23 protein-coding genes and 1 tRNA gene are annotated in these 16,869 nt (G+C 62.1%); 14 read left to right on the top strand and 10 right to left on the bottom strand.

Going from position 1 to position 16,869, the window contains the following annotated elements; translation table 11 throughout:
• The first annotated feature begins 118 nt into the window (after positions 1 to 118).
• Both HMI60_RS19875 and HMI60_RS19880 read left to right on the top strand, forming a co-directional pair.
• A complete protein-coding gene (locus HMI60_RS19875; RefSeq protein WP_193590280.1) occupies positions 119 to 1,369 on the top strand; it encodes a CaiB/BaiF CoA-transferase family protein in 1,251 nt (416 codons plus the stop codon).
• Entirely contained in the window at positions 1,366 to 2,316 is a 951-nt protein-coding gene (locus HMI60_RS19880; protein WP_055974114.1) for a hydroxymethylglutaryl-CoA lyase, read from the top strand. The genes HMI60_RS19875 and HMI60_RS19880 overlap by 4 nt, the downstream gene beginning before the upstream one ends.
• On the opposite strand, the gene HMI60_RS19885 is transcribed toward HMI60_RS19880, so the two are convergent.
• A complete protein-coding gene (locus tag HMI60_RS19885; protein WP_055974117.1) occupies positions 2,313 to 2,762 on the bottom strand; it encodes an SRPBCC family protein in 450 nt (149 codons plus the stop codon). The genes HMI60_RS19880 and HMI60_RS19885 overlap by 4 nt on opposite strands.
• Positions 2,763 to 2,847: 85 nt before the next feature.
• Positions 2,848 to 3,141, bottom strand: coding sequence for a DUF4287 domain-containing protein (locus HMI60_RS19890; RefSeq protein ID WP_018779434.1), 294 nt, complete (start codon positions 3,139 to 3,141; stop codon positions 2,848 to 2,850).
• Between the two features lie 95 nt (positions 3,142 to 3,236).
• Here HMI60_RS19890 and HMI60_RS19895 point away from each other — a divergent pair, with 95 nt between their 5' ends.
• Positions 3,237 to 4,130, top strand: coding sequence for a hypothetical protein (locus tag HMI60_RS19895; RefSeq protein WP_193590281.1), 894 nt, complete (start codon positions 3,237 to 3,239; stop codon positions 4,128 to 4,130).
• Positions 4,131 to 4,135: 5 nt separating this feature from the next.
• Here HMI60_RS19895 and HMI60_RS19900 read toward each other — a convergent pair whose 3' ends face one another.
• Positions 4,136 to 5,053 (bottom strand): diacylglycerol kinase family protein, encoded by a 918-nt coding sequence (locus tag HMI60_RS19900; protein WP_227453614.1) that lies wholly within the window; start codon positions 5,051 to 5,053, stop codon positions 4,136 to 4,138.
• Positions 5,054 to 5,227: 174 nt separating this feature from the next.
• Between HMI60_RS19900 and HMI60_RS19905 the strand changes: the two genes are divergently transcribed.
• Positions 5,228 to 5,434 carry a hypothetical protein gene (locus HMI60_RS19905; protein WP_035734196.1) on the top strand — a complete coding sequence of 69 codons (207 nt, stop codon included), beginning with the start codon at positions 5,228 to 5,230 and terminating at the stop codon, positions 5,432 to 5,434.
• Here HMI60_RS19905 and HMI60_RS19910 read toward each other — a convergent pair.
• Positions 5,431 to 6,210, bottom strand: a complete 780-nt coding sequence (locus HMI60_RS19910; protein ID WP_193590282.1) for a class I SAM-dependent methyltransferase — start codon at positions 6,208 to 6,210, stop codon at positions 5,431 to 5,433. The two genes, HMI60_RS19905 and HMI60_RS19910, sit on opposite strands and share 4 nt — an antisense overlap.
• A gap of 121 nt (positions 6,211 to 6,331) precedes the next feature.
• Between HMI60_RS19910 and HMI60_RS19915 the strand changes: the two genes are divergently transcribed.
• From HMI60_RS19915 to HMI60_RS19940, 7 genes are all read left to right on the top strand, one after another.
• A complete protein-coding gene (locus tag HMI60_RS19915; protein ID WP_018779439.1) occupies positions 6,332 to 7,009 on the top strand; it encodes an ABC transporter ATP-binding protein in 678 nt (225 codons plus the stop codon).
• Positions 6,996 to 8,543 carry a DUF6297 family protein gene (locus HMI60_RS19920; protein ID WP_227453615.1) on the top strand — a complete coding sequence of 516 codons (1,548 nt, stop codon included), beginning with the start codon at positions 6,996 to 6,998 and terminating at the stop codon, positions 8,541 to 8,543. Before HMI60_RS19915 ends, HMI60_RS19920 begins: the two co-directional genes overlap by 14 nt.
• Positions 8,544 to 8,978: 435 nt before the next feature.
• Positions 8,979 to 9,107 (top strand): hypothetical protein, encoded by a 129-nt coding sequence (locus tag HMI60_RS21195; RefSeq protein ID WP_255520222.1) that lies wholly within the window; start codon positions 8,979 to 8,981, stop codon positions 9,105 to 9,107.
• A 31-nt stretch (positions 9,108 to 9,138) separates the two neighbouring features.
• Positions 9,139 to 10,533, top strand: a complete 1,395-nt coding sequence (locus tag HMI60_RS19925; protein WP_193590283.1) for a hypothetical protein — start codon at positions 9,139 to 9,141, stop codon at positions 10,531 to 10,533.
• On the top strand, positions 10,530 to 11,126 hold the full coding sequence (locus tag HMI60_RS19930) for an ATP-binding cassette domain-containing protein (protein WP_193590284.1): 597 nt from the start codon (positions 10,530 to 10,532) through the stop codon (positions 11,124 to 11,126). The genes HMI60_RS19925 and HMI60_RS19930 overlap by 4 nt, the downstream gene beginning before the upstream one ends.
• Positions 11,123 to 11,674 carry a hypothetical protein gene (locus HMI60_RS19935; RefSeq protein ID WP_193590285.1) on the top strand — a complete coding sequence of 184 codons (552 nt, stop codon included), beginning with the start codon at positions 11,123 to 11,125 and terminating at the stop codon, positions 11,672 to 11,674. Before HMI60_RS19930 ends, HMI60_RS19935 begins: the two co-directional genes overlap by 4 nt.
• A 3-nt stretch (positions 11,675 to 11,677) precedes the next feature.
• Entirely contained in the window at positions 11,678 to 12,241 is a 564-nt protein-coding gene (locus tag HMI60_RS19940; protein WP_064722377.1) for a hypothetical protein, read from the top strand.
• A 34-nt stretch (positions 12,242 to 12,275) separates the two neighbouring features.
• Here the strand turns inward: HMI60_RS19940 and HMI60_RS19945 are convergent, their stop codons facing one another.
• Positions 12,276 to 13,127, bottom strand: coding sequence for a PhzF family phenazine biosynthesis protein (locus tag HMI60_RS19945; RefSeq protein ID WP_189076616.1), 852 nt, complete (start codon positions 13,125 to 13,127; stop codon positions 12,276 to 12,278).
• A gap of 59 nt (positions 13,128 to 13,186) precedes the next feature.
• Here HMI60_RS19945 and HMI60_RS19950 point away from each other — a divergent pair, with 59 nt between their 5' ends.
• Positions 13,187 to 13,609 (top strand): DUF1801 domain-containing protein, encoded by a 423-nt coding sequence (locus HMI60_RS19950; RefSeq protein ID WP_193590286.1) that lies wholly within the window; start codon positions 13,187 to 13,189, stop codon positions 13,607 to 13,609.
• Positions 13,610 to 13,736: 127 nt separating this feature from the next.
• Here HMI60_RS19950 and rplI read toward each other — a convergent pair whose 3' ends face one another.
• From rplI to HMI60_RS19975, 5 genes are all read right to left on the bottom strand, one after another.
• Positions 13,737 to 14,189 (bottom strand): 50S ribosomal protein L9, encoded by a 453-nt coding sequence (rplI, locus tag HMI60_RS19955; protein ID WP_018778531.1) that lies wholly within the window; start codon positions 14,187 to 14,189, stop codon positions 13,737 to 13,739.
• A gap of 18 nt (positions 14,190 to 14,207) precedes the next feature.
• On the bottom strand, positions 14,208 to 14,447 hold the full coding sequence (gene rpsR / locus HMI60_RS19960) for a 30S ribosomal protein S18 (RefSeq protein WP_003800144.1): 240 nt from the start codon (positions 14,445 to 14,447) through the stop codon (positions 14,208 to 14,210).
• A 128-nt stretch (positions 14,448 to 14,575) separates the two neighbouring features.
• Positions 14,576 to 15,148 carry a single-stranded DNA-binding protein gene (locus HMI60_RS19965; protein WP_018778530.1) on the bottom strand — a complete coding sequence of 191 codons (573 nt, stop codon included), beginning with the start codon at positions 15,146 to 15,148 and terminating at the stop codon, positions 14,576 to 14,578.
• A gap of 50 nt (positions 15,149 to 15,198) precedes the next feature.
• A complete protein-coding gene (gene rpsF, locus HMI60_RS19970; protein WP_011776755.1) occupies positions 15,199 to 15,504 on the bottom strand; it encodes a 30S ribosomal protein S6 in 306 nt (101 codons plus the stop codon).
• A gap of 281 nt (positions 15,505 to 15,785) precedes the next feature.
• Positions 15,786 to 15,868: transfer RNA gene (locus HMI60_RS19975), tRNA-Leu, on the bottom strand.
• 119 nt (positions 15,869 to 15,987) lie between these two features.
• Between HMI60_RS19975 and HMI60_RS19980 the strand changes: the two genes are divergently transcribed.
• The gene (locus HMI60_RS19980; protein ID WP_179128458.1) at positions 15,988 to 16,143 is read left to right on the top strand and encodes a hypothetical protein; all 156 of its coding nucleotides are present in this window, start codon (positions 15,988 to 15,990) and stop codon (positions 16,141 to 16,143) included.
• Complete coding sequence (locus HMI60_RS19985; protein WP_227453616.1) at positions 16,140 to 16,817, top strand: DUF1345 domain-containing protein; 678 nt, start codon at positions 16,140 to 16,142, stop codon at positions 16,815 to 16,817. Before HMI60_RS19980 ends, HMI60_RS19985 begins: the two co-directional genes overlap by 4 nt.
• The last annotated feature ends 52 nt before the right edge of the window (positions 16,818 to 16,869 follow it).

The following is a 16,869-nucleotide window of genomic DNA, read 5'->3' on the forward strand; positions in this document are numbered from 1 at the left end:
ACTTCCGTCACCGACAATGCCCGCCAACGGCCGTGACGATGGTGGAGCCGGCCATACCGTGCCAGAGTGTAAGGGGTTCCCTACTGCTGCCCTCGCCAGCCACGCACGAAAGAAGACCATGACAGAGCAAACAATCGCCCCGCTGGACGGCGTCCGGGTCCTGGAGCTCGGCAACTACATCGCGGCTCCTACCGCGGGCCGGCTCCTTGCCGACTTCGGCGCCGAAGTCATCAAGGTGGAACGTCCGGGAACCGGTGACGAATTGCGCAACTGGCGGCTCCACAAGGGCACCACCTCCATGCTCTACCGGACGCTGAACCGGAACAAGAAGTCAGTGGTCCTCGATCTCCGCACGGATGCCGGCAAACAGGCGGTCCTGGAGCTCGTGGCGAAGTGCGACATCCTGTTGGAAAACTTTCGTCCCGGCACCTTGGAAAAGTGGGGCCTCGGCCCGGAAGTCCTGAACGAGGCAAACCCCGAGCTCATCGTCACCCGTATCTCCGCCTTCGGGCAGACGGGGCCACTGTCCGGACGGCCCGGTTTTGCCGCCGTCGCCGAAGCCTACGGCGGGTTCCGCAACCTGGTGGGCGACCCGGACCGCGCACCGGTGCGCGTCGGCGTCTCCATTGGAGACTCGATCGCGGGACTGTACGCCGCCTTCGGCTCCGTCATGAGCCTCTTCCAACGCGAAGCACGACGCCGGGACCCGGGTTCCGGCGTTCCCCTCACCGAACGCGTCATTGACGTTGCCCTGCATGAGGCCATGTTTTCGATGATGGAATCACTGATTCCGGATTACCAGGCCTACGGCGTGGACCGTCAGCGCGTGGGTGGGCGGATGGAAGGCATTGCCCCCTCCAACGCGTACGTGTGCGGGGACGGCGCGAGCATCGTGGTGGCCGGCAACGGTGATTCGATCTTCCAGCGGTACATGCAGACCATCGGACGCCCGGACCTGGCCGAACGCCCGGATTTGCAGGGCAATGCCGGGCGCTGGACCCAGCGTGAAGAGCTCGATCAGGCAATTGGCGAATGGACGGCCACGCTGCCTGCCGCCGAAGCCCTGGCCGTGCTGGAAGCCGCCGGCGTCCCCGCGGGACCCATCTACACAGCGGCGGACATCAGCGACGACAGCCAGTACGCGGCACGGAACATGATCCAGAAATTCGATGTTTCCACGGGCGAGGAGACCATCCCCGGCGTTGGGTTCCCCGGGATTGTGCCGGTCATCGGCGGTCAATCCCTGCCTATCCGCAACCTCGGGCCGGACCTCGGTGAGAACACCCAGGAGATCCTCGGTGGCCTGCTGGGCATGAGCGCGGGCCAAATCGATGCCGCATCCGGCCGTGAGGAAGCAGTCCGCTCATGAACCACGTCGAGAACCCCCTTGCCGGAACACTGGGCCAGGCCATCCTTCGGGACGTCACTCTGCGCGACGGCTTGCAACTCACGGGCAAGCTCCTGACGGCTGAGCAGAAGATCGAAACCGTCCGGGAGTTGCTGCGCCTGGGCGTGCCCGCCATTGAACTCGGCTCCATGGCCCGCGCCGACCTGGTTCCCACCATGGCCAACACCTTGGAAGTCGTCCAGGCGCTTACGCCGGAGGAACTGGAGAAGTGCTGGATCTGGGTAGCCACCCCCGGCCACGTGGCGAAGGCATCGGCTGCGGGGGCGCGGAACTTCCAGTACTGCCTGTCCGCCTCGGATTCCCACAACAAGGCGAACATCGGCCGCACCACGGATCAGAGCCTGGCGGCCCTGCCCGAGGCCGTCGAATACGCACGCGCCGTGAACGGGCAGATCCAGCTGTGCATCGCAACATCTTTTACCTGCCCGTTTGAGGGCAACATTTCCGAAGAACGCATACTCTCGATTGCCAATGATCCCCGCGCCGAGGGCACCACGGACATTGTCATCTGCGATACCTTGGGCCAGGCGGTTCCTGCCCAGGTTGCCGGACTGGTGGCACGTGTGCGGGACGAATCCCCTGCCCGCCGGATCGTCTATCACGGCCACGACACCTGGGGTTTGGGCGTGGCAAATACCCTCGCAGCCATCCAGGCAGGAGCTGCCATGGTGGACGGCGCTTTGGGGGGTCTTGGCGGCTGCCCCTTTGCCCCGGGTGCCAGCGGCAACACTTCCAGCGAGGACATCCTGTTCGCGACCCGCCCGGACTGGCTGACCCCGGGGATCTTTGGCGAACTCGTGGTGCTGTCGGAGACCTTGCTGGCGGAGCTTGATGAGCCGAACCGCTCCAAGTCAGCGCAGGGCGCACGATCCAAGGCCGACGCTTTCGACTGGGTGGTGCGCTCCTAGCTGTGCCGCCCGGCCCCGCCCAGGGCCATGAGTTCCAGCCGTCTGAGGGTTTCGCGGTTCCGGACTGCAATAACGGGATCACGCAGCTTCTTGGGCACCATCTTGCCCGGTCCACGCACGGCATCCTCGGCAATGGAAACCCTGCATTGCGAGTCTCCAACGTCTTCCAAGGTGATGCGCACTGTGGCTTCGCCCAGGGGCCAGCCCCTCGCGAGAAGCTCCAGCATCCGCCCGGGTTCGACGGCGGTCACGCGGGTGCTGTCGTCGATGAGGAACGGCCAGGAGCCCACGGAGTGACGAAGCCCGGACCCCTTCTCCGGCCAATGGTCGTCAACGGAACGGATTCTTGAGGCGCCAACCACCCACCCGGAATACAGCCAGCCCTCCTGGACAACCTTCCAAACATCTGCGGCAGGGGTTTTGAACAGCTGCGTCACGGTAGACATGTGAACCTTTCTGCGCGCGTACGGATGGTGCAGTGGACACTAAGCTAAGCATGCTTAGTGTTTTATGGCCAGTGACCTCCAGCGGTCACGATGACGGCTTGCTGGCCTTGCCGTCCAACCAGAGCATGTCCGACTCGTCCCGGTGACTTCCCTCGGATCCCACGTGCCGGCTGTCGATCTGCGCTCCCTTCTTGATGACATGCACCAAGGCCATTCCGTGGCCGCGGCCGAGGCCGTAGTCCGCCTTAAGCCATTCAAGGATGGTGCCCGCCTTCACCGAGGGGTCGCTGAAGCCTTTGGTTTCCGCGATCTCGACCAATTGCCGCGGCGTGAGGCCTGTTTTGTCCTCAATGGCGTCGAGGTAAGCCTGGAATGACATGGATACCGCCTTTCATGGCAACTCCTTGGGCGGAGTTGAAAGCTGTGCGTCAGCGACATCGTACCCGCGCCCCCAGCGACACCTACACTGATCGCATGGTGTGCCAAAAAGGGCGTGTCCTCGCCGGGTTTCTGGTCCTGGCGGCGATGATGCCTGCCCTGTCCGCCTGCGACTCCGGTGCCGCCTCCCCGCAGCCCTCGGCGAGCACCAGCGCCGGAGCCATCGCCGTGGAAGTCAACCAGTCCCGTGACCAGTACGGCAAGCAAGCCATCCAGATCCAGTTCACCAACACCACGGCCACGCCCCTGACAGTGACCTCTGCCCGGCTTCGTTCGCCCCTCTATGAGGAAGAGATTCTCTGGCAGCGACCCGAAAGCGGCCTCGAACTGCCCCCGGGACAGCCCAAAGCTGTGCCCACAGCACTGCCTGCGGCGGCCTGCGGAGCAGCACAAGACACCTCCGAGCCGCCGACCGGAGCAACCTTGGAGTACTCCGAACCCGGCAAGGAAGCCACGAAGGAAACCACTGAGGCCACCGACCCCTTCGGAGTGCTGACCAGAAACGCAACCGAACTCTGCATCGCAACTGAAGCTGCCGCCGTCGCCACCATGGTGCTGGACCCCGAACTGAAGGTGGCAACGGACGGACGGGACGCCGTCGTGCGACTCATCATCACTCCAACCGCGCGGGGCGGGGGGTCGCAAAGCCTCACCATCGAATCGATCGACGAGACTACGTTGCTGGCGCAGTCCCCCGGTAACCCCTGGCCCACGAACGTCACCGTGGGCACGGACAAACAGGAACTGCCCCTGACCATCCGCCCGGCACGCTGCGACCCCCATGCCGTCGCCGAAGACAAGGTGGGCACGCTCCTGCCACTCAGGATCAGGCTCGGAGGACGGCAGGGCCTGATAAAGGTCCCGGCATCAAATGACCTGCGTGGTCGCATCTACGACTTTGTCACCGCCGCCTGCGCACCTGCAGGCTAAGAGCCTTATCCGAGTGTTGCGAGGGCGCGGGGAGCGCACTCCACCGTGACCTTGACGTTGGCCTCCACGCTCTTCACCTCGCCATCCATTTGGTAAGGAAGCGGCTTGAGGGTGGTGAATTCGTAGTTGCTCACGCTGGGCTGGTCCCCCAGGCCCTGGGTGGTGGCCTTCAAGGCAGTCAGGAGCACGCGCCACTTGGCCATGTGCGGGAAGGTGATGACCTCGAACTTGCCGTCCGACGGGTGCCCGTCGGCTTCACTCAACGTGGCGTATTTGGCCATCTCGTGGATGTTCGCAAAGACCAGGCTGTCGAACTTGCGGCGTTTTCCGTCGGCCAAACGGATGGCGAACGGCTCGAATTTGGAGAAGGTCTGTATGACAGTGACCATTTCCTTGAGTGCGCCTTTGCTGCCCTTTTCCAGTTCCGTGGCAACCACCGGGGTCAAACCGAAGCCGATGTACGAATGCGCATATTCAAGGGGTTCGTCACCTTTTTGCCCTGTGTGGATGCGGAGAAGGTCGATGTTGTGGACATGCCCCTCGGCAATGGCCTCTTCCAAGGGCTTGGTGGCCATGATCCGGCTGTGGTCATTCGCGTTGCCTGCCGCCCGGACAGCACATACTGCCTTGGGGTTACCAGCCTGCATGACGCCATTGACGACCTCGTTGTAGCCGCCGTCGCCGCTCACCGAGACCACGAGGACGTCCCCGCCCTTGGCTGCCGCTTCCCTCGCCAGATCCACGGCGTGGCCGGCGTGCTCCGTCGGCTGGAGGGTGATCTCGGGCTGATAGGTGAGGAGTTCCTTCAGCTTCTTCTGCAACTGCTGCGCGAGCTCCGGCGCATCCCCCGTGCTGTTGGGATTGAAAATGATAACGATCGACTCAAAGGTCCGGGCAGAATCCACGATGTACTCCTGATTCATTGCGAGGTCCCTTATTCAGGCGGTTGTATCCCTCGGAGGTTCCAATAGTATTCGCAACCTGTGGGGGTTTCGGATATACAGCGAACGTGAAACCATGAAAATGGGTTCCCAGATGTGAACCTTTGTCGATCAGCTGGATGCGGCGTGGTGCTGCGGCAGCAGCGGGGAAATCCCATGGACTCACGCCAGACAGCACGACTACTCGTCCTTGAGCATGAGATCACCCTTGACGATTTATGGGCTTGGTACTGGGCAAATGGCGGGAATGCCATGCTTTGGGACTTTGACGCCTACCTTTTCGGGATCTTGGAACGCGATCCCTTCGACCTCAGAATCCTCAGCTGGGCCATGGAAGACCTGGAAGCCCGCTCACTCCTCTAACTGTCCTCAGACTGTGTTGCTCCCGCTTTCCGCTGCGCTTCGATCAGGTGCCGGGTGGAGTGCGCAACAAAGGGATGTCCGCATCTCATCCGGCCATCCAGTTCCTTGAGCTGGTCGAGGTACCGTTCCGGCGTGAACCCGGGGATCCACCACACGCATTTGCGCAGGATCCACACCACCGCACCCACGTCAAAGAACTCCATGCGGCACCGGGCCGTCCTGAGGTCCGTCACGGTAAGCCCGGCGGCTTCTGCTGCCGCAACCTCGGCCTGCGGGTCGCGGCCCTTCCGCTGCTCGGGCAGCGGTCCCAGGAAATATTCGATGAGTTCAAAGGCCGACGCCGGCCCAACGTGCTGGGCGAAATAGTGGCCGCCGGGGACCAGGACGCGGTGGATCTCATTCCAGTCCGGGCTGACGGGGTGCCGGGCAGTGACCAGTTCGAACGACCCGTCAGGGAAAGGCAGCGCATCGCCGGCTGTTGGCTCCACGATCTGCACGCCCCGCGGTCCCAACAAGGCCCGGGCGCGGGCGGCGTTGGGTGGCCATGCCTCGGTGGCTGTCATCCTTTCGGGAAAGCTGCGGGCCTCTGACAACACTTCTCCGCCACCGGTATCCAGGTCCAGGGCGCTTCGGACCTGGGCCAGGCGGTCTGCCTGCAACGCGGCGAACCCCCAGGGCGGGCGCTCTTCAGTGGCGCGCTTATCCAGCCATCCGAACCCCCAGCCATCCACGTCGGCTTCCGTGGCCTCCGCAATCAGGGTTTCGAAGTCCCTCATCATTTCTCCAACTCCGCCGGCAAGCCGGCACTCCCGCATTCGTCCATTTCGCCCGGGTTCCGCGGGCCCCATGCCCAACGCTACCGGGAGCCGGCGCCCGTTCCGCCGGTAGGGTTGCACCATGGGGTCAGTACTGGAAGCCGAAGGCTTGCTTGTGGGATATGCCGGAGCTCCAGTGTGTGGAGAGGTATCCGCTTCGGTGGCTGCCGGCGAAGTCCTCGGAATCGTGGGGGTGAACGGTGCCGGGAAGTCGACGGTAGCCAGGACCATCGCAGGTCGCCAGGCTCCCCTGGCCGGAGACGTGAGAGTCCACGGCCTCCTCATCGATCCCGACGCGGTGCCGTTCCGTCGGCAGGTAGCGGCCGTTTTCGACGACGACCTGTTCTTCCCCTCGCTCACGGTCAGGGAGCACCTGCTCCTCGTTGCCCGCGGCCATTCCGTAGCCGACCCTGAAGGGCGGGTGGAAGAAGAACTCGGGTTCTTCGGACTTCTTGGCAGAGCCGACGCGATCCCGGATGCCCTCTCTTCCGGGCAACGACGCAGGCTCCTCCTCGCAGCAGGCCTGATCCGTCCATCCTCGCTGCTGATCCTTGACGAGCCGGAACAGCGCCTCGATCCGATGATGCGGGTGGCACTCGGGGTGCGCATCGCTGAACACGCCCGGAACGGCGGTGCCGTGGTGCTGGTGACCCACGATCCGGAGCTGTTGCTCGCCACGGCCTCTTCCTGCCTGGTCATCGACCATGAAGTCCGCGAGCTGGAGCCCGAGCGGGGAGCGTCGATCATTGCCGGGTCCTGAGTTGCTGACAGTTGATGGTTCGACGGCGGACCGTCACCTCGCCGCGGAGATCGTCCGTTTCACCCGCAGCACCACCCGGCGTTACAAGCGCAGCCGGATTTCGTTGAGTGAACGCTTCGTCGACGCGTACAGCTGGGGACTTGGCATTGCCGTTTCGCTGACCATCGCGGCCTCGTTCGTACTGGCCCTCCGCAACGAGATCGCCGACCGCAGTTCCGCGGGCAGCAGCATCATCGGGGAACAGTGGCTTGTCCTCCCCGAGTCCGTGCTGTGGACGACCGTGACGTACGCCTTCCTGCTGATCGTGGCCAACCTCGCCCGGAAGCTCGGTCCTGTCACGGTGGGTGGACCTGAGAGCACCTGGTGGCTGTCCCTCCCCATCGACCGCCGCCCCATGGTCCTGCCCCCGTTCCTGCGCAAAGTGGTCCTCACCGCAGCCGGCCTGGCCGTGGTCTTCCTGCCATTCAGCATGGTCACCGCTGTTGACCGCACGCCGATCGGGCATCTTCTTGCATCAGTCACCTTTGCAGCGGCCGGGGTCATCGCCGTGGCGTTAGCGGCCTTCCAGCAGCTCGGCATGGTCCGACCCCGGCTTGGCCGCGCGATGACCATGGTCGTGCTCCTTGCCTGCACGGTCCTTCCTGCGCTCCCTGAATCTCCCTGGCCGGCAGCGCTGGCCGGAGCCACCGCCGTCGTACTTCTGGTCCTTGCGGGTCCGCGCACGGGTGAGGTGCGCAGCGAGGAGCTGATCCGCGGCGGGGCGGTGGCCGGGCATGCCGGAGCTTCCCTGTTCATGATGGATTCCAACGAGGTACTGCGTGCGCTGGGCGCCGGTCGGAAAACGGTCGACGGCGGCAGGGCAGCGGGCTTCTTCGCCCGCCCGGCCGGAGGTCCGCTTCGGGCGCTGATCCGGGCGGATGTTGTGGCATTCCTCAGGCTGAATCCGCCCCTGCTATCTTCTTTGCTGTGGCTGGTGGCCTGCGTCGCCATGCTGTTGGTCGAAGGCGGCCTGCCCGAATTCGCGCAGTTGGGCATCATCGTCATCGCCGGCTGCGCCACGGCTTCCGGCATGGGCGGCGTGGCCCGCAAGGCGGCACTGGTGCCCGAACTCGATGCGTTGCTCCCCCTCCACCCGGCGCTGGTCCGCAGCAGCCGTGCCCTCATGCCGTGCCTGGCCATGGCCGTGTGGATGGCCGCCCTCAGTGGACTCCTGGTTCTTTTGGGCGCTTCCGATCCTGCCCTGATTGCGGTAGGTGCCCTGGCAGGAATCGGGATGGGTGCGGGATCGCTCCGTTCCGCCACCAAGGCCGCGCCGGACTGGTCGGCTCCCCCGGTGGACACGCCCTTCGGCCCCGTTCCACGCGCCCAGCTGGGTTCCCTGATGCGCGGACTCGACGTGACCATCCTGGCCATGGTTCCGCTGCTGGTAGGGCTCTATCTTGGCTACACTCCGTGGGCCGTGGGTATGGTCCAGGCCCTGTTCAGTGCGGGCATCGTCATGGTTGCAGTGCTGTCCAGACCCAAGCGGGCGTGAGGGCCGGGGCGCTACAGGAGCAAGGTCGGGCCCTGTCAACAGAGGTAGGTGTTACTCACCATGCCCGCAATATGTTTGAGTAGCACGCCGTCCGTGTCGCAGGTTTTGAAACTTTTTTTGAAATTTTTTTGGCCCTGCTGGTCTACGGGAGCGCAGGTGATTTTCCTGAGTGAGGCCAGTGCCAGATTCATGACGCCGAAATTGCAAAGATCATCCCCTAGGGCACTAAATACATAATTGTTACGCGATTTGATGAAACTTGTAGATTCAAACACCTGCACCCTAATCCTTCTCTGGACCAATAACGGGGTTGACCGGCACAACTTCGTAGGCAATGCTCCTTCTTGGCTGCAAAATGTCATTCGGCCGAAGACAAACAGCCCTCTCAAGTGATCCAGAAGAATCTATTCGCATGATATTGAAAGGAGCATTTCCATGTCGGCATCAATTACGCGAGTTAAGCGTGATATCAGCCCAGCCGCGGCCAAGGCGGCCAAGGTCGGCGGCGTGACGGCTGCCCTGTTCGCAACCTTGTCCGTGGTGAAGCAGTTCGTGGCCTGGTAAACCGCAGCAAGTGAACCCGGAGGGGGCCACAATGGATCCACTTAGCACCCAGCCACGCTGGCGCAGTGCTTTCGCTGTGGCCCTTACCGGATGCCATGCCACGTATATCAACGAATTCCGTCGCAGATCCAGCCGCCTTCAAGGTGTCCTTGACGACCTTGGGTTCCGCTTCAGCCTGGGCGCCAGCAAAGCCGTAGTGACGGCAGGACAGGCTGCAACATTGCTTGTCATAGTGATTGGCCTTGTATGGACAGCACCCCACGCCGGCCTGTCCCCTTTGGGTATTCCGCTCAACGCTCCGGACCTGACCACAATAGCCGGCGCCATGCTGGCATTGGGGCTTTTACAGGCGAGGCGTCGCTTCCGGCGGGCTCACCGGCAGTGGACTACCGTATCGGGAGCGCTGGGATGCGGCATGCGCGCCGGGCTGGCCATCCCGGACATCGGCTTGGCTTTGATGCTGGCAGTCCAGAACCTCCACTGGGGCAGCCTGATCAATGTACTGGCAACCCTTGGCTTGGCTGGAGCCACGGTTGCCCTGCTTCCAAACGGCAGATCGTGGGTCTGGACGCCCGGAATCATTGCAGCAGCAGCGGCGTCAGGGAGCGTCATCATGCTCATAGCCCAATCTCCTGCGCTCATCATTTTCTCCGGCGGCAAAGACCAGTACGCGATTGACTTGGCAGTTACCCTGGCCTCGATGGTCCTTACGGCATCAGGAACCCCTCTTTTGTTCACCGGAATTGCCCATAATTGTGCGTTCAAGTCACGGGGATTATTCCTGGATATGGGCATAAAGGCTGGCGGTATAGTACTTCTGGCTTCACTAGCACTCATAATTGGTGAAAATACGCCCTGGCCCGGAGTTGCGCCTTTTGTATCCATTGCTGTGTTCTTCCTGGGAATGATACTTTTCAGGTCAGGCTTCGTGCGGACGTCGTCACTTGAGACTCTCGGATTTGGGTTGTTCGTTTTCCGCACTGTCCCGGGGAAAGCAAGGGCACTGTTACCCAGAAGCCTGTTTACCAATGCCGTGCTTGTACTGCCTGCCTTGGCGTGTCTCATCGCAACTCTGCTCTTCCACGGAAATCCGCAGTCGGCTTTGCTCCTGGCCGCTCTGGCCGTCTTTGAAATCGCCGCTGATGCCCTAATCATCCAGCGGAAGACAGCGGTCCTGCCGGCGTCGCGTATCGCCGAACTGTCCCAACGCTCAAGGGCAGGCCTGGGCGCAGCTCTGTGCGGCGGGATGGCTGTCGTGCTTTCCGGGGTCCTGGGAGGCATCATTCCCGGAGCGGCAGAGCCAGCATGGCTGGCCGCCGTCGCTGGCGCCTTGGTGATAGTAGCCGCGCTGCTCTTCGGCGTTCTTATGGCAGATACACCATCGTGGTTACGCGACCTGACGGCAACAGAAACAGAGGAACCATGAAGTCCCTGACGAGCGTTGAACACGCCTTCGGAAGCAAAGTCATCTTCGCCAGCACGAAGATCGACTTGCCGGAAAGAGGCGTGGTGGCCCTCCGTGGGAGCAACGGGAGCGGAAAGACGACTCTGCTGAAACTGCTCGGCGGCGTGATCCATTCATCCTGCGGAACTGTCCGCGACTGGCGGAACAGGTTCAACGCGGTCTATCTCGACACGGAATACCTGACGCTCGACTACCTCACAGCGAGCGAATTGCTTGACATGATCAGGCCCCTCACCGGACCCATCCCAGACAACGGGCTCCTCACCGATGGGATGCTGGCTACCAAGGTCAGTGATCTTTCACTTGGCCAGCGCCAACGACTCGTCCTTACAGCGGCATTGGCCTTCCAGCACACGGATGTTGTCTTGCTTGACGAACCCCTTAATGGGCTGGACCGGGATGGTTCCAAAGCGGCCCGCAGTGCCCTCCTGGCCGCGGGCCAAGATCGTCTTCTCATCCTGGCCACCCATGAAGAGGACCGATGGACGGACTACGATCTCACCATCGGGCAGGACCGCAAGGTGAGGTTGTCCGAGGCTGGAGTCGCAGCTTGAACGCATCCCAGCTGCCTGCGCGGCCCTCGGGCTTCCGATTTTTCTACAGTTCGATAAGCGGGCTCTTCCCGTCTTTTGCCAAGGATCTGGTCCCGCCAGTCATTACGGTGGTGGCGGGCGGATTATTTGCATCGCTGTTTACCTGGAAGCCCGTTACTGATGGAACCGCCCTCACGGCCTACGAAATTTTTGCCCACAATTTCTCCTTGGCATTGGTCGCCCTCCTCCTGACGCAATACGGTGCGAGGATCATGATGCTTGCCAACGGCTTCTATCTGGGGATGGGCTTGGTGGGAAGTGTCGCCTCGGCAGGCCTGGGGCAGACCGTTGCACTCACACTGGTCCACGTCCCGCTCGAGATCGTTGCGTGGGTGATGACAATCCAGGGTGCTCGCCTGTTCTGGCCGACGCTGGTCGCAGTCCTCAGGAAGGAAGGCATTCGGACGAAGTTCCTCCCAGCGTTAATGCGCACCATCGCCGCCTTCACCGTGTTTTACGTTCTGGCCGCCGTGGCCGAATGGGCTGAGTACGCACTACTGAAAAGGTAATCGATGACCCCGAGCTACCCCTCCCCGTCCCACGAATCCCTTCAGGCTCCTGGAGCACCCAAGATCAACGCCGTCTGGATAATCTGCCTGCTTCTCGCCTACACCGCGGCGGCGCAATACGCGGCAGGCCCCAGGCTTGAACAACTGGTCAGCGAGAATGCCCAATACAACCAGTTCTCCAGCCAGGAAGTACTGCTCACTTTCATGCGCGTAGGCGTACTTCTTTGGAGCATGGTGGCATCTTTCCTCCAGGCCCTTGCACTGCGGCTGATCTACAAGTTCATTGTCGGGGTCGAGGTGCCAACACTGCGCACAAGCTGGCTCTGGGTGCTGCTGGGCCAGATACCGTTCATGCTGACGACGCTTTTCGTGGGTCTGTTTCTTGAACCGGCAGCGACGCTGATGCTGGGACAAACTTGGCTGAGAATTCTGTTCGGGGCCATCGCCGCCGCACTCTACGCAGTGCTTGCCCGCAGAGTATTCGGGGCTCCCAACGGCCGCCTCGCCGTACTCTTCGTCATCTCCTCAATTATCAATTCCGTACTGCTGGTGGCGGGGACTGCATAGCGACATCCGTGCTCCGAGGACCGATATGAAGTAGCTACAGGAGCACGCTGCCCTCGATGCAGGTGGTCGATTCCCCACCGATCCAGATCACGTCATCCTCGGCAGAGACATGGATGCGTCCGGCCCTGCCAAGGACCGTTCCTTGGGCCGCGACATACTCCGCTGGTGCACGCCCGGTACCGATCAGCCACTGGGCCGCTCCCGCGTTGAAGCTGCCCGTTACGGGGTCTTCCACCATGGCGTCACCCGGAACGAACGTGCGGACTTCGAAATCGGCAGCTGCACCTGGCTCATGCGGGCCGATCACGCCAACCTTGAGGTCGCCCATCGCAGCAAAATCAGGTTCAAGGGCCAGCACCTGTTCGGCTGATTCAAGGAGCACGCCGATCCATTCCGGGCCGTTGACCAGCCACGACACATCCAGAAGCGAAGCCTCGGGAAGGCTCAGCCCTGCAGCCAGTTGGGCGCGTTCAGTCTCGCTTACCGGACCGAAACGCGTCAGCGGCGGAGCGGCGAAAGCCAGCCGTCCGGCGTCGTGCTTCACCCGGACCAGGCCGGCGCCGCATTCCTGAACCACAACGCCATCCGCCTTTGGCACTCCCCCGGACTGCAGCCAGGTGTGCGCGGACCCCAAGGTGGGATGCCCCGCGAACGGGAACTCCTCGCTGCTGGTAAAAATCCGCACCCTGTAGTCCGCTGCGGGATCCGTCGGCGGAAGGAGGAACGTGGTCTCGGAGAGGTTGGTCCAGTTGGCGAAATGCTGCATTGCCTCCGTGCTGAGGCCCTCGGCGTCCACCACGACGGCGAGGGGGTTTCCCCGGTACGGCTGGTCGGAGAAGACGTCCACTTGATGGAACGGACGGGTGCGCAAAGCTTCTGAAGTCACCCAGGAAGGCTATCACCGGGGTGCTGGCGGCCATGACCTGCGTCTGCAAAACTACGATCATGGCAGAGAACAAGACCCAGCCCACGGACGTGTCGGTCGAGGAATTCCTGGCGGCCGTCGAGCACCCTACCCGGCGTGCGGACGGCGTTGAGCTGCTGGAGATGATGCGCGAAGCCACCGGCCATGAAGCTGTCATGTGGGGTCCCACGATTGTCGGGTTCGGCAGCTACCACTACAAGTACCAGACCGGCCGCGAAGGCGACGCCCCCGCCGTCGGGTTCTCGCCGCGAAAAGCGAACCTGGTGTTGTACGGCGTCACGGAAGGACCCGCCGCCGACAGGCTCCTCCCTGAGCTTGGCAAGCACAAGACGAGCACGGCCTGCCTGTACCTCAACAAGCTGGACGACGTGGATCGGGACGTGCTGGCAGAGATGATCCGCGCCGGCTACAAACACGTGATGACGGAGCACCACACGCCTTAGCCGTTCCGGCGAGGTGGCAGTTGATGACAGTTCCAGGCATCAGTATTGGCATTAAGTGTCACTTCGGTGCACAGAAAAACCCCCGCCACCGGAATCCGGTAGCGGGGGCCTTCCTTGCAGTCAGAGACTACTTGCTTGCAACGACCTCGAGGTCGATGACAGCGGAAACGTCCTCGTGCAGGCGAACGTTGGCCTGGTACGAACCGACAGACTTGATGTGGTTCGGCAGTTCAACGTTGCGCTTGTCGATGGCGCCGAGGCCAGCGGCCTCAACAGCAGCAGCGACGTCGGCCGGCTTGACGGTACCGAAGAGACGACCGGACTCGCCGGCCTTCACCTCGAGCTTGACCTTCTTGGAGGACAGAGCCTGGGCCTGTGCCTGTGCAGCTTCAACGGAAGCGTGGGCACGAGCAGCGCGGGCAGCCTTGATGGACTCAACCTGCTTCTCGCCACCCTTCGACCAGGTCAGGGCGAAACCGCGGGGCAGCAGGAAGTTACGTGCGTAACCGTCCTTGACCTCGACAACGTCGCCAGCAGCACCGAGACCGGTTACTTCGTGGGTCAGAATGAGCTTTGCCATGTTAGTTAATCCCTTCCCTTAGCCGCGGCCAGCGCCGGAGTAAGGCAGCAGAGCAACTTCGCGGGCGTTCTTGATTGCCTGGGCGATCTTGCGCTGTTCCTGAACGGTAACGCCAGTAACGCGACGAGCGCGGATCTTTCCGCGGTCGGAGATGAACTTGCGCAGCAGTGCTACGTCCTTGTAGTCGATGACAGTGATGTCAGCGGCCTTCAAGGGGTTGGACTTTGGTTTGGGCTTACGGAGTTCAGCCTTAGCCATCGTGGAGCTCCTTTTCTATGGAGCCCGTGGATATTGATCCACGGGATGGTGGTGTTCGACGGCGGTGATCGCCAAGGTGCCTAGCGGCAGTCCCGGCGGGTGTCCGGCGTCGGACTTTTATTTGGTGTTTAGAAGGGAGGTTCGGAATCCGGGCCGTTGCCCCAGCCGCCAGCGTTGCTGACACCGGGCGTAGCCCAAGGGTCATCCTGCTGTTGTGCGGGCTGGTTGCCGCCCCAGCTTCCACCGGAGTTGCCGCCGCCCTGGTTTCCACCAGGAGCGCCACCTCCAAAGCCACCGGAGTTACCGCCGCCGAAGCCACCCTGTCCACCGCCGGAGCGCTGGGTACGGTTGACCTTGGCATTTGCGTAACGCAGGCTGGGGCCGATTTCGTCGACCTCAAGCTCGATAACGGTGCGCTTTTCGCCTTCTTTTGTTTCGTAGGAACGGCTCTTCAAGCGGCCGGAAACGATCACGCGCATGCCCTTGGTGAGGGACTCGGCTACGTTCTCGGCTGCTTCGCGCCATACCGATGCACGGAGGAACAGGGTTTCCCCGTCCTTCCATTCATTGGACTGGCGGTCAAAGGTCCGGGGAGTAGAAGCGATGGTGAAGTTCGCTACTGCTGAGCCAGACGGGGTGAACCGCAGCTCCGGGTCATTGGTGAGATTACCAATGACCGTAATAGTGGTTTCGCCTGCCATCTACTGCCTCCTTGTTCGTTCCTGCGGTGTAAAGATTTTGAAGGGGCTGATTACTCAGCAACGACCTTCTGGTCTTCGGGGCGGATGATCTTGGTGCGCATGATCGTCTCGTTGAGAGACAGCTGGCGATCAAGTTCCTTGGCGGTAGCCGGCGCAGCGGTGAAGTTCACCACGGCGTAGATACCTTCGGACTTCTTTTTGATGTCGTATGCCAGACGGCGACGGCCCCAGATGTCAACCTTTTCGATGGTTCCACCATCGGTGGTGATGACATTAAGGAACTTCTGAAGCGACGACTCTACGGTACGCTCTTCGACCTCGGGGTCGATGATTACCATCAATTCGTAAGGACGCATATGTGAACCCACCTCCTTTGGGCTAAGCGGTTACGGTATTTCCGTAACAGGAGGTTCATTTGCGATGCTGTGCACCGCTCCCCCGCCGAAGATTCGGAAGGAGGGCGTAACACAGACTTCAATATCTTAGTGCATCTCCTGCACTCAAAGCTATTCGGGCGGATCCCGGCCCGGAACGGGGCACTTGGCGTATGTGGATAAATCCGCCTGGGTCGGCGTCATGCCGCATGGCCCAACGACAAAACCCCTGGAAGATCGTGGATCTTCCAGGGGTTTCTTTGTGCGCGGAGGGGGACTTGAACCCCCACCCCCTTTCGAGGACTAGCACCTCAAGCTAGCGCGTCTGCCATTCCGCCACCCGCGCAAGGTGATCAGGAGAAAGCAACTTTCGTTTTTCTCCTTGACAGCGACAAAGACAGTAACACGAACATGTCCGATTCGTGGATTCCTGGCACCTTGAGGACGTCCCGTTAGAGTGGCGCCATGGATGCCACACCGTTGAACAACCTGGTCCTGACCGTTGTTTTTGCCGCGATAGCCCTCTACGCCCTGTACTTCGTGGTCCGCGCTGGAGTGAGGGACGGCATCCTCCAGGCGAAGAAGATCTCCCAGGACTCCACCTCACGGGAACAACCGTGACCAGCGGCGGGCAAGTGAAAAGCGTCAGGGTCCGACGCAGCAGATTGCGCTTCGTCGCCATGATGGTTGCCGGCGCGTCGACGTTCCTCGCAACGGGGCTGGCAGGGAGCTGGGTGGACGCGCCCGCCGTGGGCTGGGCGACGGCAGCACTGGTCTATGTAGCGTGGGTCTGGCTGGTGATCGCCCGGATGGACCCTGGTCAAACACAGCAGCACGCAACGTCCGAGGACCCTTCCCGCGGAGTCACCGATCTCCTGATCCTCATCGCGAACCTTGCCAGTATTGCCGCGGCCGTGGCGGTGATCGTCAACTCCCACACGGAAGGCACCGGATCACGCCTGTCTTCGGGGGCTCTGGCACTTGCCTGCGTCGCGCTGTCCTGGATGCTGGTTCAAACCCTCTTCACGCTTCGCTACGCGGAGCTCTATTACAGCCCTGCAGAAGATGCCGGAGGTGAGGTGGGCGGAATCAGCTTCAACCAGGAACGGCCACCCCAGTACACGGACTTTGCTTACCTGGCCACGAGCCTGGGCATGACCTACCAGGTGTCCGACACCAACCTCGGCAACCACCGGATCCGGGCGGAAGCCTTGAAACACAGCCTGCTCTCCTACCTGTTTGGCACGGTGATCCTTGCCGTCACCATCAACCTGGTGATCGGCCTGGCCCAGTAGCCCACGCAGCCGCGTAGCCCAAGCAGCCGCTCATCATGGCGGGCCAAAACGA

Origin of the sequence: Paenarthrobacter sp. YJN-D, from assembly GCF_015040335.1 — a bacterium.
GTDB classification, from domain to species: Bacteria; Actinomycetota; Actinomycetes; order Actinomycetales; family Micrococcaceae; genus Arthrobacter; species Arthrobacter nicotinovorans.

Excerpts from the sequence above, each read along its gene's own strand:
- HMI60_RS19875 (WP_193590280.1), top strand. The coding sequence starts at position 119 with ATGACAGAGCAAACAATCGCCCCGCTGGACGGCGTCCGGGTCCTGGAG.
- HMI60_RS19880 (WP_055974114.1), top strand. The coding sequence starts at position 1,366 with ATGAACCACGTCGAGAACCCCCTTGCCGGAACACTGGGCCAGGCCATC.
- HMI60_RS19885 (WP_055974117.1), bottom strand. The coding sequence starts at position 2,762 with ATGTCTACCGTGACGCAGCTGTTCAAAACCCCTGCCGCAGATGTTTGG.
- HMI60_RS19890 (WP_018779434.1), bottom strand. The coding sequence starts at position 3,141 with ATGTCATTCCAGGCTTACCTCGACGCCATTGAGGACAAAACAGGCCTC.
- HMI60_RS19895 (WP_193590281.1), top strand. The coding sequence starts at position 3,237 with ATGGTGTGCCAAAAAGGGCGTGTCCTCGCCGGGTTTCTGGTCCTGGCG.
- HMI60_RS19900 (WP_227453614.1), bottom strand. The coding sequence starts at position 5,053 with ATGAATCAGGAGTACATCGTGGATTCTGCCCGGACCTTTGAGTCGATC.
- HMI60_RS19905 (WP_035734196.1), top strand. The coding sequence starts at position 5,228 with ATGGACTCACGCCAGACAGCACGACTACTCGTCCTTGAGCATGAGATC.
- HMI60_RS19910 (WP_193590282.1), bottom strand. The coding sequence starts at position 6,210 with ATGAGGGACTTCGAAACCCTGATTGCGGAGGCCACGGAAGCCGACGTG.
- HMI60_RS19915 (WP_018779439.1), top strand. The coding sequence starts at position 6,332 with ATGGGGTCAGTACTGGAAGCCGAAGGCTTGCTTGTGGGATATGCCGGA.
- HMI60_RS21195 (WP_255520222.1), top strand. The coding sequence starts at position 8,979 with ATGTCGGCATCAATTACGCGAGTTAAGCGTGATATCAGCCCAGCCGCG.
- HMI60_RS19925 (WP_193590283.1), top strand. The coding sequence starts at position 9,139 with ATGGATCCACTTAGCACCCAGCCACGCTGGCGCAGTGCTTTCGCTGTG.
- HMI60_RS19930 (WP_193590284.1), top strand. The coding sequence starts at position 10,530 with ATGAAGTCCCTGACGAGCGTTGAACACGCCTTCGGAAGCAAAGTCATC.
- HMI60_RS19940 (WP_064722377.1), top strand. The coding sequence starts at position 11,678 with ATGACCCCGAGCTACCCCTCCCCGTCCCACGAATCCCTTCAGGCTCCT.
- HMI60_RS19950 (WP_193590286.1), top strand. The coding sequence starts at position 13,187 with ATGGCAGAGAACAAGACCCAGCCCACGGACGTGTCGGTCGAGGAATTC.
- rplI (WP_018778531.1), bottom strand. The coding sequence starts at position 14,189 with ATGGCAAAGCTCATTCTGACCCACGAAGTAACCGGTCTCGGTGCTGCT.
- rpsR (WP_003800144.1), bottom strand. The coding sequence starts at position 14,447 with ATGGCTAAGGCTGAACTCCGTAAGCCCAAACCAAAGTCCAACCCCTTG.
- HMI60_RS19965 (WP_018778530.1), bottom strand. The coding sequence starts at position 15,148 with ATGGCAGGCGAAACCACTATTACGGTCATTGGTAATCTCACCAATGAC.
- rpsF (WP_011776755.1), bottom strand. The coding sequence starts at position 15,504 with ATGCGTCCTTACGAATTGATGGTAATCATCGACCCCGAGGTCGAAGAG.
- HMI60_RS19980 (WP_179128458.1), top strand. The coding sequence starts at position 15,988 with ATGGATGCCACACCGTTGAACAACCTGGTCCTGACCGTTGTTTTTGCC.